Source organism: Faecalicatena contorta, assembly GCF_001404335.1.
GTDB classification, from domain to species: Bacteria; Bacillota; Clostridia; order Lachnospirales; family Lachnospiraceae; genus Faecalicatena; species Faecalicatena contortus_B.
Genome location: NZ_CYZU01000021.1, coordinates 41603 through 57125, shown reverse-complemented (window position 1 = coordinate 57125; position 15523 = coordinate 41603). Strand labels below are relative to the sequence as shown.

Below are 15523 nucleotides of genomic sequence, written 5' to 3'. Positions count from 1 at the left end.
TTACTCCAGTCCTGTTCCATCGTCAATAATTCCAACAATTGCTGCATCAATAGGTGCATCTGGCATTCCGGAACCAATTCTGGCTGCGCTGCCCTGTGCTACCAACACATACTCACCTATACCCGCACCAATCTTATCAATCGCAATCAGCTGATTCGCACCATTCTGCATATGCTCTAAGACATCCACAATCATAAACTTATTGCCGACCAGATTCTCACATTTGCGTGTTGAAACAACACTTCCTTTTACTTTTCCTATCAGCATAACTCCTCCTCATGCGTTACTGTTCACACCCTTCGGGAGTGCACAGTAACGGCATCTGCCCATTTAAAGTCGCCTTCGGCGAAGGGCAGATGCCCGATGGCCATCACTTTATCGGCTCCGATGCCGTGCAGCAAGGTGCACGGCACGGTCTGAACAGTAACCCTCCTGCAACTATAATCTTCAGTGTTTGATACTAGTACAATTACCCCGCACAGACGGCGCGCCAGTGCCGGAACTGTCCGGCACCGTAAAAAAGCCTGTGGGATGAATCCCCCTTCGTCTGCTGCGGGGTATTTTACTTAATGATTCTTACGGTATCTCCTGTCGCAATTTTCGCTGCGTTCGCTTCATCTGTATCGATATGCATCTCAAGAGTAAAGCTGTCGTCAACACGGATCTGAACATGGTTGAATACGGTTCCTCTCTCGTTGTCTGCCTTCACAGATACAATGTCCCCATCATGAACACCGGCTGCCATTGCATCTTTCGGTGACATATGAATATGCCTTTTTGCAATAATGCATCCTTCATCCAGATAAATAGCCCCTTTTGGCCCAACGACTGCAATCGCTGCTGAGCCAGCAGTGTTGCCGGATTCGCGGATCGGCGCCTTTACTCCGAGACGGATGGAATCTGTTGCAGACACCTCCACCTGGGATTTGCTTCTTACAGGTCCTAAGATCCTTACATTCTCTATCGCTCTAAGCTTCAGGCCGACAATTGTCACCAGTTCGTTTGATGCAAACTGACCGCCCATCAGCTCTTTTTTCTTCGTCAACTGATATCCCGGACCAAACAGGGCTTCAACGTGCTCCTGTGTGAGGTGGATATGTCTTGCGGATACTCCGATTGGCACAAGATATCCCGTATCTCCGGAAGCTTTCTGCTTCTCAACTGCTTCCAGTACCATTTTGGTAATCAATGCTACATTGTTATTGTCCATATCAATTCTCCTCATTAAGTATTCACAGGCCTTACGCATCTGCCTGAGGAAGAGACGTAAGGCCGTAAATCTTTAGCTGAACGTATCTGTTCAAGAACATGGACAGATACGCCGCAAGCCCATGAAAATCGCCTGCGGCGATGGGGCTTGCTTTTGGCTGTTCAGCGCTTTCGTACGGACTGTGCAGTAAATGCACAGTCCTGTACTGAACAATATGCTAACGCTTATTATTTCACTGCCGGAAGAATTTTTTCTACATCGCTGTGTGGTCTTGGGATTACGTGTGTTGCTACTAACTCGCCAAGTCTTCCTGCTGCCTCTGCACCTGATTCAACTGCAGATTTAACAGCTCCAACATCTCCACGAACCATGACTGTTACCAGTCCGGAACCGATCTTCTCTGTTCCTACTAATACTACATTAGCAGCTTTGAGCATGGTATCTGCTGCTTCGATTGATGCTACTAAACCTCTTGTTTCGACCATTCCTAATGCTTCCTGTGACATTCTTTTTTCCTCCTTTAATTGAATCTTTTCTTCTACCTGTTCTGCCTGCTGCGCCGACTGTTTCACCCGCTGGATGGTTTTGGCCGGTGCCTTCGCAGTCGTCGTTTTTCTGGTGGATGCAGCTTTCGCAGCGCCTGTTGTCTTTTTCGCCGTACTCTTTGCAGTACCGGCCGACCTGGCTGTGCTTTTTTTGGCTGCACCTTCCGGCTTGGAAGTGTCTGGTGCCTTCTCCTCGCCGCTTGGTTTATTATCTTCTGCCATTTAACTGCCTCCTAACTTACCCGGTTCGCGCTGTTATTGATCAGCTTCAGTATCTCCCTGTGAGGATTTGCAATCACCACATGCGCTACTGGTTCTTTAATTCCGTTTGCAGCAGCAGTTTCAATGGCTTGCGATACAGCTGATACGTCTCCGCGGATAATGATGGTTACAAGTCTTCCACCTAACTTTTTTTCCCAGGTGACAAGCTGCACTTCTGCTGTCTTGCACATGATATCAATGGCAACCACCGCTGCCGTCACACTTGGGATTTCAAAAAATCCATACGCCTGTCCCATGAGACTGCTCCTTTACTCATTCTTCTTGCTGCTCCCTGTTTCAGTGACAGGAAGAACTGCAGTCATCTCCGGTTCCTATACAGTAGGAAGAATTTTCTCTACGTCGTTGTGTGGTCTCGGGATTACGTGTGTTGCTACTAATTCGCCAAGTCTTCCTGCAGCGTCAGCGCCGGTTTCAACTGCAGCCTTAACAGCTCCTACGTCTCCGCGAACCATAACTGTTACCAGTCCGGAACCGATCTTCTCTGTTCCTACCAATGTAACCTCAGCAGCCTTTGTCATTGCATCTGCAGCCTCGATTGCTGCTGTAAGTCCTCTTGTTTCTACCATTCCTAATGCTAATTGTGCCATTTTCATTTCCTCCTAAACTTCTTTTACATAGACTTTATTTGGTTTGCCTTTATCTAAACCGCTCAGCTTCAGCATCTTTTCCGTATCCTCTGTCGGTCTTGCAATTTCGTATTCAGCTACAACTCCTGCAAGTTCTTCTGCTTTCATTTTCGCTGCGTCTAATGCTGCCTGAACATCGGATACGCTTCCGCGAAACTTGATCATAACAATCAGCGGTACGGGTAATTCATCTGCATTTGCCGGTTTATTCTTGTCAAAAGTCTCCAGACTCACATCGCCCGCTTTACATCCGGCATCCGCCGCTGCAAACGCTGTTGCCAGTCCGAATACTTCCAACATGCCTACTGCTTCTCCCATGTCAATTCTCCTTTTTGGGATTGCTGCTATTTATTTACAATAGCGATCTTCAGACCTTCCATCTTCAGGTTCGTCTGATGAGCCTCGTTGATCTGATCCAGCGGGAATTCATGTGTGATCAGGTCGTCCATCGGAAGTCCGATTCCTTTTGCTCTCTTCAGGAAATCGAATGTTGTCGCATAATCTCTTAATGTATATACCCAGGAACCAACTAATGTAATTTCCTTAGAGCACAGGTCAAAGTGCGGGTTGATTGTAGCGTCTCCGCCGTTGATGAAGAATCCCAGCTCGCAAAGTCCGCCGCCGTTGCGGATGAACTTATAAATGTTGGCATGTGCAACCGGTGATCCTGTACACTGGAATGCGAAGTCTGCCGGATGTCCGTCAAACGCTGCCTTAACGCCGTCTGCCAGAGCCTCAATTCCCTTGAAATCCTTGAAGTTTACAGAGCGCTCAGCTCCCATCTTCTTGGCAAAATCAAGTCTCTTCTGCTCTCCGTCTACAGCTACGATGTTCTCGATGCCCATTGTGCGGAGAACTGCGATACAGATCAGACCGATCGGTCCGCATCCCTGTACGACAACTCTGCTGTTGAATCTCAGGATTCCTGTTGTCTTAGCTCTCTCTACAGCATGAATCAGTACTGCACATGGTTCGATCAGAATTCTGGACTTCAGGTCCAGGTCGCTTACGTTGAATACAGTAGAACCCTCGCGAACCACAATGTAATCGGAGAACCATCCGTTCAGATGAATATCATCATCCGGGAGAAGTCCGTATACATCAGCGCCGCCTACGTTCTGCTTGTTCAGATCGTACATTGTGATGTCCGGATCATCCTTGAAGATCATACAGGTAACAACCTTATCACCGACCTTCAGTTCTTTTCCTGCGCTGTCGATCTTTACGTTCTTGCCCATCTTTACGATCTCTCCGGTTCCTTCATGTCCAAGGACAACCGGGATCAGGCCGAACGGGTCTCTCTTGAATTCATGGGCGTCAGTACCGCATACGCCGCATCCTTCAACCTTTACAAGAATGTCTCCGTCTCCCAGTTCAGGGATCGGGAATTCTTTGATGTCATAGTGTTCCAGTGCTGTCAGCATAGCCACACGAGCAGTTTTTGGAACTGCCTGGCTTCCTGCTGTTGTATTTGCTGCAGGAGCAGCCTTTTCGCCCAGCATACTTTCCAGTACCTGTTTCACGACTGCTTCTACATTTGCAGAATTCATTTCCATTTTATTTCCTCCTGTCTTAACGAATGCATAAACTGTCTGACATGACGCAGCGTCTTCTCTTTGTGAATGTGCTTGCGCTTGTAAGACCCTCCCCTGTCCTGCTGGCGATTGTGAATGTACAGAAGCCTTCGCCTCCGAATCCAAGTGCCGCATAGGACGGGCCGTTCTTTACAAGAATCGCAGTGTCAATGGCTTTTGCATACTTCGTGATGTTGTCTACGTTCTTGGAATGTATGTGTGCGGAATGTCTGTTGCCGTGTTCCAGCCATACAGCCTGTTCAACCGCATCATCAAAATCTTTTGCTCTGACTACGCCAAGGATCGGCATCATAAGTTCTTCTGCAATCAATGGATGCTCTTTCGGGCCTTCAAATGTGATACATCTGATATTGTCCGGAACGCTTACACCGATCATTCCCAAAAGGGTCTTTGCATCCCTTCCCACACACTTTCTGTTCAGTCTGCCGTCTTTCAGGACAACTGCTGTCAGGGCATCCTGCTCTTCCTTAGAAGCCAGGTAACATCCCTGCTCGCTGACCATGTAGTGCATCAATTCGTCAATGACAGAATCCACAGCTACGATTTCCTTCTCAGCGATACATGGCAGGTTATTGTCGAATGTACATCCGTTTACAATATCTTCTGCAGCTTTCCGGATATCCGCTGTCTCGTCTACAAGCGCCGGCGGGTTGCCTGCCCCTGCTCCGATCCCCCTCTTGCCTGAGGAAAGAACCGCTGTTACAACTCCCGGGCCGCCTGTTGCTGCGATCAGATGAATCTCTTTGTGCTTCATCATGATGCTGCTTGATTCCAGTGTCGGCTTCTCTACCGTGCATGCGATGTTGTCCGGGCCGCCTGCCTCAAGAGAAGCTTCATTGATCATGTTGATCGCATAGATCGATGTCTTGATTGCTCCCGGATGAGGGTTAAATACGACTGTATTGCCGCCGGCCAGCATGCCGATTGTATTACAGAGTACGGTCTCACTGGGATTGGTACATGGAGTAATCGCACCGATCACACCAAACGGCCCCATTTCTATCAGTGTCAGGCCTCTGTCCCCTGACCATGCAGTTGTTGTGATGTCTTCCGTTCCCGGCGTCTTCTCAGCAACTAACTGATGTTTTAAAATCTTATGTCCGACATTTCCCATGCCTGTCTCTTGTACACCCATGCGTGCAAGTATCTCGGCATTCTCAACTGTCTTCTTTCTGATGTTGGATATGATTTTCTCTCTTTGATCCATGGACATTCTGCCCACGATCTTCTGCGCTTTTTTCGCAGCTTCAATCGCTTCATTCATATCAGCAAATACGCCGTGGTTTCCTGATACTTCGGAAGCAATCTGCATCTTTGCCATGACTTCTGAAACGATGTCCTGGATCATCTGTTCATTTACAGACACGCTAATACCTCCTCGAAAACTTCTCTGCCATAAGCGGCTATTGCGGTATCTTCTTCAGCGGTACCGCCGCTCACACCCAAGGCCCCGATTATTTTTCCATCTGCTTCCAGCGGCTCCCCGCCGCCAAATATAACGATCTTCCCTTCATTCGTAAATTGGATTCCGTACAAAGGCTGTCCCGGCTGGCTTAGATGGCTAAGCGCCTCCGTGGACATCTTGAGGCTCGCTGAAGTAAATGTTTTATTGATCGCAATATCAAAGCTTGCTATGTAGGCCCCATCCATACTCTGAACCGCAACAGGCCTGCCCGCCTGGTCTGACACGGCGGCCACCACATTGACGCCCATGCTGGCAGCCTTTGCAGTCACTTTTTCGATCAGTGCATTGGCAGCCTTCAATGTCATCTTATGCTTGTGGCACCTGCATACATGTCCTTTTTCGTGATGAGAACCACTTTCCTTCATCTGGCCCAATACCGCTTTTACGGCATTGGTAATATCCTGTTCGTTCATAGCAGTCTCCTAAATATATTTTGATTCCGCCCGCGGGGCGTTCTTTTGGGAATCCCCTTTGGGTAAGCTTTCTTACAGTCCCAGCTGATCCATCACTTTCTTTGTGATAGATGCAACTAAATCAGCATCTGCAGTGGAAGCTTCCGGTGCAGCAGCACTGCATGATCCTCCGCAGCTGTGGCAGCTTGGCTTGCCGGCTTTTGCGTTCGGGCATACGTTTGCAGGATGTTTTCCTGGCAGTCCCATTTTTCTTCTGATTTCATACAGCTTGTCCATCTGCTCTTTGTTGAACTCCTGTGGCTCGCCAAGCATCTTTGACTGATACAGAAGCTGTGCGTAGAATTCCAGGGATTCCATCTTGTGGTATGCGCTCAGAAGGCTGTCTGAGTATGCAAGCGCTCCGTGATTCTCAAGCAGAACTGCATCGAAGTACTGTAAGTGCTCAGAAACAGCGTCCGGAATCTCCATTGTAGAAGGTGTGCCGTATTTTGCGATCGGTACGCATCCCAGAGCGATAACAGCTTCCGGCATGATCGGCTGTGTCAGAGGAATACCGCAGATAGCAAATGTTGTAGCGTACAGCGGGTGAGCATGTACTACGGAGTTTACGTCCGGTCTTTCTTTATATACACGCATGTGCATCTTTATCTCTGAAGAAGGTCTGAACCCCTTGTTTGCCTGCAGTACATTACCTTCAGCGTCTACTTTGCAGATATATTCCGGTGTCATGAATCCTTTGCTGACACCTGTTGGCGTACATAAGAATTCATTGTCATTCAATTTAACAGAGAAGTTTCCATCATTAGCAGCAACCATCCCGCGGTTGTACACTCTTTTACCGATTTCACACATTTCTTTTTTGATTTCGTATTCGTTTTGCATCCTTTTTTTCCTCCTTGGATTCTTAAAACAAAACTAAACATTTGTTTTTTGTTGTTTCTAACTCGATATTACCACACAATCCCACAGTAGTCAACTTATTATTGTGTTGGATTTGTTGTTTTCTCCATCTTTTTTTCAGCCTCTTCCAGCTCCCACGGAAGCACATCTCCTTCTTCTTTTAAGTATTCCAGAATTTCCGGAATTCCCTCATAATTTTTCGAGTCAACGAAGAAGATTTTCTTGCAGCCTGTCAGCCTGAGCCACCTCTCGGCGCGCTCTACATTTGCATTCTTATCATGGATCTTAGTTACAATGCCGATGACTTCCCGGTTGCACATGGCTGTACAGCATGGCGGATAAAGGGAATACGGCTCTGTAGCCGATATCAGAAGCCCGACAACATCCGCCTCATAGGAGTATAACGCAAGGGCGTATCCCAGATGCTTGGTCTGGGCGTATTCCCCCGGGGTATCTATGATAACATCGAAGTTATTCACATACTGTGTTTTGTGATACTGGATTTTTTCACCTTTTAGTGCCTGGGTCAATGTGGTTTTCCCACATTCACTCCTGCCCATCAATACGATTTTCTTCATATTTATTAAGTCCTTGTTATCTCACATACAGAGAAGCCCATCTTATCCCTCACATAATCCAGTACTGCGCGGATCGCGGCCTCTGTTTCTGAAATCGTGCCGGTTACTATCAAAGTACCGCTGAAGCGGTCTACGAAGCCCAGTTCGATTCCCGCCGCTTTAATTGCAATATCTGCCGCAATAATAGCGGTTTCTGCGGGACTGATTGTCAGTACGCCGATTGCCGATTTACTGTATTCCACCCTTGGGTCCAGTCCCAGCTTCTCATACAGTGTGATATCCGGACTTGCAATCAAATGGGCGATTGTTATTTCCTTACCGGGAACCAGTTCCTGTACGATTCTTTCCGGCATTTGTTCATAACTCATGTTTCTTAGCCTCCTATCTGACATTCAATTCCGGATGCCAGTTCTGCAGTTTTGAGCAGCATTTCCATCGTTTCGTTTGACGGCGGCTCTGCATTCCCCATCAGGTATTCTCTTCCCAGTCCTTCGTACTTGTCCTGGCCAAGTCTGTGGTAGGGAAGCAGGTGAAGCCTTTTTACGCTGCCCAGCGCTTTTGTATACTCTGCGATATCCCGGATCTCTTCTTTTGTATCGTTAAACCCTGGAATAACAGGTACCCGGATGCTCAGTTCCGTCATGCCTGATTTTGCAATCTTCATCGCATTTTCCACCATCAGTTCATTGGAGCGCCCGGTGAATGCTTTATGTTTTGCCGGATTCATATGTTTGATATCCAGCAGGTACTGATCCAGATACGGGAGCAGGCCCTCGATTACTTTGTAATCGGCGCATCCCATGCTTTCCATCGCCGTGCTGATTCCGGCTTCAGATGCCGCCCTCAAAAGTGCAGCGGCAAATTCGGGCTGGCACAGGCTCTCGCCTCCCGACAGCGTCAGGCCGCCTCCGGTCCTGCGGTAATAGGTGCGGTCTTTCTCGACCGTCTCCATCACTTCTTTTACGGTGACGTCCTCTCCGATTACCTTTGGCTCCCCTTGTACCATCATGGTCTCGATCTCGTACTTCTGTGACTCCGGATTACAGCACCACCGGCATCTCAGAACACAGCCCTTCAAAAATACAATCGTCCGTATTCCGTTGCCGTCGTGGATCGAATATCTCTGTATATCGAAAATGCGGCCTTTTGTATTTAAATAATCTTCCATGCTGCGATTCCTCTCTTCCATCAGAAGCCCTGCTCCGTTCTCCGGATGATATCATCCTGAAGCGACTTGGAAAGCGTGGTGAACAAAGCGCTGTATCCGGCTACCCGGACAACCAGATGCTTGTACTGCTCCGGATTCTTTTGTGCATCCAGCAGTGTTTCGCGGCTGACTACATTAAACTGCATATGGCTTCCCTTCTGGTCAAAGTAGGAACGGATCAGGCCTACGAAGTTCTCAAGCCCTCTCCTGCCGCTCAATGCGGATGGGTGGAACTTCTGGTTAAACAGTGTCCCGTTGGATGCAATATAGTGATCCAGCCTGGAGACAGAATTTGCTGCCGCCGTCGGGCCGCTTATATCTTTCCCTGCGGACGGTGAAACGCCGTCGGCAACCGGTGTATGTGCAAGACGCCCATCCGGCGTGGCCCCTGTCTGTGCCCCCAGCGGAACATTGGCAGATACCGGGTATAAGCCCGCCTGGAATATGCCGCCCCTTGGATTCTTATAATTCTGCAGAGGCTTTGTATATGTATAGGCCACATCTCTTGCAAAAGCATCCACTTCCGGAATATCATTGCCGAACTTCGGAACTTCCTCGATCAATTTGAGGATACGTTCTCCGTTTGCTTTTACTTCCGGAGCCTCTGAAGCGGCTACTACCGTCTTCAGAATTGCTGCAACCTCCCGCTCAGTGACAGCCTGTCCGGACGCTTTCATGCCGCCTGCAATCTCTGCAGTCATGGACGCAACATCCTCACCGCTTAAGCCTTTGCCGTAGTTTGTAGCCAGGGCCTCTTTGAGTTCCTTCATGGTAACTTTCTTTTCATCGTAAACCAGCTTTTTCACTGCATACAGGGAATCCGCCATGTTCGCGACTCCGAATCCCTGAGGGCCGGTAAAGTTATAGACTGCTCCGCCTTCCTGCACCGTTCTCCCTTTCTTCATACAATCATCGACCATAGAAGAAAGGAACGGAAGGGGGCATCTCTCTGCATGGGCAACGTCAATGGCATTGTCCGCATTCACCAAAAGTTTGATCGCGTAATCCATCTGGATCTTATATGCATGGTAGAATTCTCCGAAGGTCTTCATATCTTCTACCCGCCCGGTCTGCGGTCCTACCTGCACCCCTTTATCCTTACCGTTGTTAAAAACCAGCTCCAGCGGACGGCACATATTAAAGAATGCCGCATCATGCCAGCCCTCTGTCTTACCTGCCTTCTGCGGCTCAACACAGCCAATAATATTGTAATCCCTTGCATCCTCCAGCGTCAGGCCTCTGCTCACCAGGGAGGGAATAATCACTTCGTCATTGTAATACGCCGGAAGGCCGATACCCGTACGGGTCAGCTCCGCCGCTTTAATAAGGAATTCATGAGGCGAACCGTTCCATACTCTCACGGACAGGGAAGGCTGCGGAAGGTAAACATGCATGGATGCCTCAATGCTCATAAATGATAGATCATTCGTCACATCAATCCCTTCCTCATTCTGACCGCCTGCGATCAGATTCTGGAAAAGGCTGTATCCTGCAAACCCTTCTGCTGAGACAGCATCACGGCACTTATTCAGGTCATTTAACTTCACCCAGATGCAGTCCATCAGTTCCTGTGCAAATTCTCTTGTTATCTTTCCACTGTCCAAATCCTTCTTATAATAAGGATACATATACTGGTCAAATCTTCCCGGAGAGATTGAATGTCCACTGGATTCTATCTGAAGCAGCTGCTGTACGAACCAGAATGACTGGCATGCCTCATAAAATCCCGATGCCCCTTTTTCCGGAACATTTGCGCAATTCTGGGCGATCTGAAGCAGCTCTTTTTTGCGTGTCATATCCGAACACTTTTCCGCCTCCTCCAGAGCCAGCTTCGCATAACGCCTGGCATATGTAACGGCAGCATCACAGCTGATCATAACTGCTTCCAGAAATCTCGACTTCTGCTGATAATCACCATCGGCCAGGCACAGCTTTGCCATCTCGGCTTCCGCTTTCGCCTTTATACCGGAAAATCCAATTTCCAGGACTTCGCCATACTTTACCGTAACATGGCCTACGCCGTTATAAAAATAATTGCCCGGTGTGAAAATGTTATGTTCCATAGCAAGCAGTGTCTCAGGCTCCATATAGGAGGTGGCCAGCTCACTTGTTGTCTTTCCCTTCCAATATGCATTGGCCTGCTTCAGCTCCGCCTTGGTCTGGTCTGATATATAGAACGGATCTGCGCTTCTGTTCTCAACGGTTTCAAATTCCTCTTCCAGCCACTCATACGAAAATTCCGGATATGTCTGACAGCCTCTTGGCGCAAGCGTTGTGCTGCCTGCAATCAGCTCCAGGTCACGGATGATAATCGGAATGTTTTCCAAAATATGCTGAAATGCCTTTGCACGGCGGATAATCACCGGCTCGCTCTCTGTCTGCTTATAGGATTCCGTCAAAAGAACGGCTCTGGCTGATTCTATCTCCGGCATCTTGGCATACAGGTTCTCCACAAGCTTTGGAATACGATCTGACTTTGGTATGTCCGTACTGTCATAGGTATATAGTCCCATTTGCTTTGTTACTCCTTTCCTTATGTATAAATACAGCCTGCATCTACACATAGAATATTAACCTTCCGAAGATAAATCAAAGCTCCGCCTGCGGCGGCCGCACTGCAGCATCTGCTTAAGCCGCAATATGCATCCCCCGCCGGGTTTTAATGAATCTCCACCCAGTCTTAATTATTATACTTGAACAATACTCAGAAGTCAACACGAAGCAACATGATTTTAACGATTTTTATATGTGAATCCAACCAATCCCAACACTAATTTTGTTGTTTTTATTGGTATTTTCATTTTTTATTTTAGTTTTTTATTGACAAACCAAAGAGCATCGCGCATACTATATATTAGGATTTTTTTGATGAAAGTGTTCATTAATTATAGATAGAAAGGCCTAATGATTATGTCTTCTTTCCAATTTGATATACATACGCACACAATAGCAAGCGGACATGCCTCTACTGCAACCATCACAGACATGGCAAAAGCCGCTGCTTCCAGGAATCTGAAAATGCTCGGAATATCCGACCACGGCCCTGCCACCTGCGGCGGCGGAAAGCCATCTTATTTTCGCAGCCTGTTCTATGCCCAAAAGGAGCGTCTGGGAGTGGAGATGCTTTATGGTGCGGAAGCAAATATTTTAAATAATGAAGGAAAGCTGGATCTGGAGGATTCCATACTTGCAAAACTGGATTATGTAATCGCCAGCATTCATAAACCGGTTAAAAAACCCGGCACCATGGAGGAGAATACAGCCGCATACATTGCCGCCATGAAAAATCCCTATGTCCGTATTATCGGACACTGTGATGATGTAAAGTATCCGGTTGATTATCTGGAAATTGTAAAGGCGGCCATGAAATATGATGTTCTTCTGGAGATAAACAACAGTTCCTTAAGCCCTGACGGCTACCGGGGAGATACCCGGTTTAACGATCTGATGATCTTAAATCTATGCAGACATTATCATTACCCGGTTATATTCGCAAGTGACAGCCACGGCACAAAGCATGTCGGAGACTTTACCTTTTCGCTGGAACTGGCGCGGCTTGCCGGGATGCCTGATTCTCTGATCATGAATTATTCTTTGAAGGCTTTCAAATGTTTTCTGGAGAGATCCCGTCAGGATGTCTGATGAATTATGTGATCGGCTGAGTGTTCCATCTTGAACTCTTTATGGAACATTCAGCCGGTCACATCAGTTATCTTGCATACTAAAGCTTCAGGCGGTATGACAGGATTCTTATGCCGGCCTTCCCCACCCTTTTGCAAAACCCTCCGGGCAGCTGCTCATCCCAGTTTATGATGAGCTCATCGAGGGGCATGTGCAGCATCTGGCTTAACGTGTAGAAGTTATCCAGAGATGGCAGTGTTCTCCCTCCAAACCAGCCATAGACCGACTGGGGGCATCCCAGGCCAAGGCATTCGCAGATCTTTTTTACGGGTATGTTCTGAATCTTGCAGACGAAACGCAGCCACTTTCCTGTTCTTGCCATCTGAATCCCGGGGTAACGGCTTATCTTGGATAGATCTTCTTTTTTTCGTTCCCCCTCCGCCGAACCGCCTCCCGCTTTATTCTGTTTTTCTTTCATCCGTCCTCACTTCCTTCCCTTTCCATCATAACACAGGCGGCACAAATTTAGCTACTGCTTAGTATGTCAAGCAGTTTGTAACTGCATGACTCTGCCTGCCTTTGCATGTAAAATGGATCTATATCAAGAGTACTCTCAACTGTAAAGGAGGCGCTCCATGAGTAATTATAAAGATCTTTCCCAGGACAGCCAGACAAATGATAATGCTAGGAAGCCTGTGTTAAATGGCGCACAATCGGAAAGCTGTTTACCTGACTGGATTGCCCAAAAGCAGGGGCAGTGCTCCCGCCAGGATTATGAACTGCTGCCTTCTTCTCTTCATACCCAGCTAATGAACGGATATATTCTAACCCGACCTCCTGTTTCATTTATGCATCAGGCTGTCATCACGGAATTACTCTGTCAGATTGTATCATATGGCAAAGAATCTTTTTCTCCCTGCAAAGCTGTTACCTTTCCCATTCGTTTTTACCTCAATGGAGGAAATACTATACTGATTCCCGATATTGCCATAATTCTGCATCCCGGCAGAATCATTGGATATAAGATTACAGAAGTTCCTGTTTTCGCTGCGGAAGTCGTCTCACCTGACAGCAAAGAGCTGGATTGTTCTGAAAAGGTTCATTTGTACAGAGAGCTGGGAGTCCGCGAGTACTGGATTATTGACGGACAGAAACAGACGGTAACAGTCTGCCTGTTTCGTTTGAATGAAACAGAGGCAATGGAGGAATACGGCTTTTCTGACAGAATACGTGTGCATACGGTAGAAGGACTTTATCTGGATTTGAAGCGGCTTAAGGAATAGATCAGCCGGGCAGTCCTGAATAACCCCATCAAAAATAGTATACTTACCCAGGCAGCCGGGAGGGCGGATCCATCCGTTTCGGAGTATAACGAAAGGGGTGGTGCTTATGTATGTTACATACGATAACTTATTTACATTTGTATTGATGATTATTGCTATCATTACGCTTGTGAAAAGTTTCTATGATAAGCAAAAAAAGTAATCGCCCCGTCTTGGTAGGATAGGCGATTACTCTTTGAAATAACATCTTACCCGGTACGGATAGACTTCATCTATCAATCCCGGCTGTCTTGTTAAGTATATTATAACAAATTTGCTTTAAATGTCAATTTTAGATTTCTTCTTATACCGAACCGCTGTCGTTACTGTTCACGGCACAGGAGCCGCGCATAGTAACGGTATCTGAGCCATTTCTTTGGTAAGGTATTTATTTTTGATTCTAAGTGGAGGAAAATCTCCACAAAAGCAACAGTTTTGCTAAAGATCATCTAAGGTTAGGCTCTTTTAGAAAGTACTTCCGCCTCATAGTTCTGAACTTCTTTAAACCAGTCTTCTCTCTCCGGAACATTGTTGATTTCGCAGAAATAATTCCATACATCGCCAAACGGATAGCATTTCAGTTCTTCCTGCATTGCCATCAGCTCTGTAAACTGCTGTGTATCCTGCAGTTCTTTCAGCCGTGCATTGGGGCTTAACATCGCACACATCAGAGCCTTCTGCATATTTCTCATTCCCACTACCCATGCGGAGATTCTGTTGATACTTGCATCAAAGAAGTCAAGGCCGATGATCACTCTGTTTAGAGCATCATTTCTTACAATCTCTTTTGCAATCTCTTTTGTCTCATCATCCAGCAGTACTACATGGTCACTGTCCCAGCGGATTGGTCTTGTTACATGAAGAGCAATCTTATCATTGAAGAGAAGCATAGATGAAATCTTATCAGAAACTACTTCTGTCGGATGATAATGTCCATTGTCCATCAGAGGCACAATCCCCTTGTTCATCACGTAATTCATCGTAAACTCTGCTGAACCTGCTGTGTAAGCTTCCAGGCCAATACCAAACACCTTAGACTCCAGGCATACCAGCACTTTTTCTTTATCATAGTCAATTCCCAGAATCTGATCCAGAGAATCTTTATATCTCGCTCTCGGTCCAAGCCTGTCAGCCGGAATATCCTTAAAACCATCCGGAATCCAGATGTTCATCAGACAAGGCGTTCCCAGTTCCTCAGCAAAATACTGAGAGATGCGGATGCAGGCTTTTCCATGCTCGATCCAGAACTTACGGATCTCTTCATCCGGGCTTGTCAGAGTATATTCATCGGCCTTCGGGTGTGAGAAGTAGGTCGGGTTGAAGTCCAATCCAAGACCTCTTTCCTTAGCAAACTCCACCCATTTAGCTAAATGCTTTGGCTCCAGCTTATCACGGTCTACCCATTCGCCTTCTTCAAAAATAGCATAACTTGCATGAACATTGATTCTGTGTGTTCCTGGTATCAGGCTCAAAGCCTTGTCGATATCTGCCATCAGTTCTTCCGGTGTTCTTGCTTTACCAGGATAATTTCCTGTAGCCTGGATACCGCCTGTAAGCGCCCCCTCACTGTCAAACCCACCAACATCATCCCCCTGCCAGCAGTGCATAGAAATCGGAACAGACTTTAATGTTTCCAGAACCTTATCAGTATCCACACCAATTTTCCCATAGATCTCTTTCGCTGATTCATATCTTTCCTTCGTTGTCATCGTAAATCCTCCTTCATTTTTCAAAGGGGTCTGACCCCTTTGCGTCTCAT

At 47.1% G+C, this 15523-nt stretch carries 18 protein-coding genes; 2 read left to right on the top strand and 16 right to left on the bottom strand.

The window, feature by feature from the left end; all coding sequences use genetic code 11:
* The 14 genes from ARB69_RS12075 to ARB69_RS12010 form a co-directional block, all read right to left on the bottom strand.
* Positions 1-267, bottom strand: a complete 267-nt coding sequence (locus ARB69_RS12075; protein ID WP_025656506.1) for a EutN/CcmL family microcompartment protein — start codon at positions 265-267, stop codon at positions 1-3.
* 295 nt (positions 268-562) lie between these two features.
* Entirely contained in the window at positions 563-1210 is a 648-nt protein-coding gene (gene pduL / locus ARB69_RS12070; RefSeq protein WP_025656505.1) for a phosphate propanoyltransferase, read from the bottom strand.
* Between the two features lie 227 nt (positions 1211-1437).
* On the bottom strand, positions 1438-1716 hold the full coding sequence (locus ARB69_RS26695; protein WP_025656504.1) for a BMC domain-containing protein: 279 nt from the start codon (positions 1714-1716) through the stop codon (positions 1438-1440).
* Positions 1717-1988: 272 nt separating this feature from the next.
* Positions 1989-2273: a BMC domain-containing protein gene (locus ARB69_RS12060; RefSeq protein ID WP_055153319.1), complete on the bottom strand. Its 285-nt coding sequence runs from the start codon at positions 2271-2273 to the stop codon at positions 1989-1991.
* 75 nt (positions 2274-2348) lie between these two features.
* Positions 2349-2624 (bottom strand): BMC domain-containing protein, encoded by a 276-nt coding sequence (locus ARB69_RS12055; RefSeq protein ID WP_009003872.1) that lies wholly within the window; start codon positions 2622-2624, stop codon positions 2349-2351.
* 12 nt (positions 2625-2636) lie between these two features.
* Entirely contained in the window at positions 2637-2981 is a 345-nt protein-coding gene (locus tag ARB69_RS12050; RefSeq protein ID WP_055153317.1) for a BMC domain-containing protein, read from the bottom strand.
* Between the two features lie 26 nt (positions 2982-3007).
* Complete coding sequence (locus ARB69_RS12045) at positions 3008-4219, bottom strand: zinc-dependent alcohol dehydrogenase (RefSeq protein ID WP_050640125.1); 1212 nt, start codon at positions 4217-4219, stop codon at positions 3008-3010.
* Between the two features lie 16 nt (positions 4220-4235).
* Positions 4236-5624: an aldehyde dehydrogenase family protein gene (locus ARB69_RS12040; protein ID WP_050640126.1), complete on the bottom strand. Its 1389-nt coding sequence runs from the start codon at positions 5622-5624 to the stop codon at positions 4236-4238.
* Positions 5615-6136 carry a GlcG/HbpS family heme-binding protein gene (locus ARB69_RS12035; RefSeq protein WP_025656500.1) on the bottom strand — a complete coding sequence of 174 codons (522 nt, stop codon included), beginning with the start codon at positions 6134-6136 and terminating at the stop codon, positions 5615-5617. Before ARB69_RS12035 ends, ARB69_RS12040 begins: the two co-directional genes overlap by 10 nt.
* A gap of 72 nt (positions 6137-6208) precedes the next feature.
* Positions 6209-7018, bottom strand: coding sequence for a class II aldolase/adducin family protein (locus ARB69_RS12030; RefSeq protein WP_025656499.1), 810 nt, complete (start codon positions 7016-7018; stop codon positions 6209-6211).
* 98 nt (positions 7019-7116) lie between these two features.
* On the bottom strand, positions 7117-7614 hold the full coding sequence (locus ARB69_RS12025; RefSeq protein ID WP_050640127.1) for a EutP/PduV family microcompartment system protein: 498 nt from the start codon (positions 7612-7614) through the stop codon (positions 7117-7119).
* Between the two features lie 5 nt (positions 7615-7619).
* Positions 7620-7982, bottom strand: a complete 363-nt coding sequence (locus tag ARB69_RS12020) for a BMC domain-containing protein (protein ID WP_025656497.1) — start codon at positions 7980-7982, stop codon at positions 7620-7622.
* A 5-nt stretch (positions 7983-7987) separates the two neighbouring features.
* Positions 7988-8782 carry a glycyl-radical enzyme activating protein gene (locus ARB69_RS12015; protein WP_050640842.1) on the bottom strand — a complete coding sequence of 265 codons (795 nt, stop codon included), beginning with the start codon at positions 8780-8782 and terminating at the stop codon, positions 7988-7990.
* A 20-nt stretch (positions 8783-8802) separates the two neighbouring features.
* The gene (locus ARB69_RS12010; protein WP_050640129.1) at positions 8803-11334 is read right to left on the bottom strand and encodes a glycyl radical protein; all 2532 of its coding nucleotides are present in this window, start codon (positions 11332-11334) and stop codon (positions 8803-8805) included.
* 397 nt (positions 11335-11731) lie between these two features.
* Here ARB69_RS12010 and ARB69_RS12005 point away from each other — a divergent pair, with 397 nt between their 5' ends.
* Positions 11732-12463, top strand: a complete 732-nt coding sequence (locus ARB69_RS12005; protein WP_050640843.1) for a phosphatase — start codon at positions 11732-11734, stop codon at positions 12461-12463.
* A gap of 79 nt (positions 12464-12542) precedes the next feature.
* Here the strand turns inward: ARB69_RS12005 and ARB69_RS12000 are convergent, their stop codons facing one another.
* Complete coding sequence (locus ARB69_RS12000) at positions 12543-12920, bottom strand: helix-turn-helix domain-containing protein (protein ID WP_050640130.1); 378 nt, start codon at positions 12918-12920, stop codon at positions 12543-12545.
* A 157-nt stretch (positions 12921-13077) separates the two neighbouring features.
* Between ARB69_RS12000 and ARB69_RS11995 the strand changes: the two genes are divergently transcribed.
* Entirely contained in the window at positions 13078-13725 is a 648-nt protein-coding gene (locus ARB69_RS11995) for a Uma2 family endonuclease (protein WP_055153315.1), read from the top strand.
* 494 nt (positions 13726-14219) lie between these two features.
* On the opposite strand, the gene ARB69_RS11990 is transcribed toward ARB69_RS11995, so the two are convergent.
* On the bottom strand, positions 14220-15473 hold the full coding sequence (locus tag ARB69_RS11990; protein ID WP_055153313.1) for an L-rhamnose isomerase: 1254 nt from the start codon (positions 15471-15473) through the stop codon (positions 14220-14222).
* Positions 15474-15523 lie beyond the last annotated feature (50 nt).

Bases quoted from the DNA above. Each gene is read 5' to 3' on its own strand.
- ARB69_RS12075 (WP_025656506.1), bottom strand. From the start codon at position 267: ATGCTGATAGGAAAAGTAAAAGGAAGTGTTGTTTCAACACGCAAATGT.
- pduL (WP_025656505.1), bottom strand. From the start codon at position 1,210: ATGGACAATAACAATGTAGCATTGATTACCAAAATGGTACTGGAAGCA.
- ARB69_RS26695 (WP_025656504.1), bottom strand. From the start codon at position 1,716: ATGTCACAGGAAGCATTAGGAATGGTCGAAACAAGAGGTTTAGTAGCA.
- ARB69_RS12060 (WP_055153319.1), bottom strand. From the start codon at position 2,273: ATGGGACAGGCGTATGGATTTTTTGAAATCCCAAGTGTGACGGCAGCG.
- ARB69_RS12055 (WP_009003872.1), bottom strand. From the start codon at position 2,624: ATGGCACAATTAGCATTAGGAATGGTAGAAACAAGAGGACTTACAGCA.
- ARB69_RS12050 (WP_055153317.1), bottom strand. From the start codon at position 2,981: ATGGGAGAAGCAGTAGGCATGTTGGAAGTATTCGGACTGGCAACAGCG.
- ARB69_RS12045 (WP_050640125.1), bottom strand. From the start codon at position 4,219: ATGGAAATGAATTCTGCAAATGTAGAAGCAGTCGTGAAACAGGTACTG.
- ARB69_RS12035 (WP_025656500.1), bottom strand. From the start codon at position 6,136: ATGAACGAACAGGATATTACCAATGCCGTAAAAGCGGTATTGGGCCAG.
- ARB69_RS12030 (WP_025656499.1), bottom strand. From the start codon at position 7,018: ATGCAAAACGAATACGAAATCAAAAAAGAAATGTGTGAAATCGGTAAA.
- ARB69_RS12025 (WP_050640127.1), bottom strand. From the start codon at position 7,614: ATGAAGAAAATCGTATTGATGGGCAGGAGTGAATGTGGGAAAACCACA.
- ARB69_RS12020 (WP_025656497.1), bottom strand. From the start codon at position 7,982: ATGAGTTATGAACAAATGCCGGAAAGAATCGTACAGGAACTGGTTCCC.
- ARB69_RS12015 (WP_050640842.1), bottom strand. From the start codon at position 8,782: ATGGAAGATTATTTAAATACAAAAGGCCGCATTTTCGATATACAGAGA.
- ARB69_RS12010 (WP_050640129.1), bottom strand. From the start codon at position 11,334: ATGGGACTATATACCTATGACAGTACGGACATACCAAAGTCAGATCGT.
- ARB69_RS12005 (WP_050640843.1), top strand. From the start codon at position 11,732: ATGTCTTCTTTCCAATTTGATATACATACGCACACAATAGCAAGCGGA.
- ARB69_RS12000 (WP_050640130.1), bottom strand. From the start codon at position 12,920: ATGAAAGAAAAACAGAATAAAGCGGGAGGCGGTTCGGCGGAGGGGGAA.
- ARB69_RS11995 (WP_055153315.1), top strand. From the start codon at position 13,078: ATGAGTAATTATAAAGATCTTTCCCAGGACAGCCAGACAAATGATAAT.
- ARB69_RS11990 (WP_055153313.1), bottom strand. From the start codon at position 15,473: ATGACAACGAAGGAAAGATATGAATCAGCGAAAGAGATCTATGGGAAA.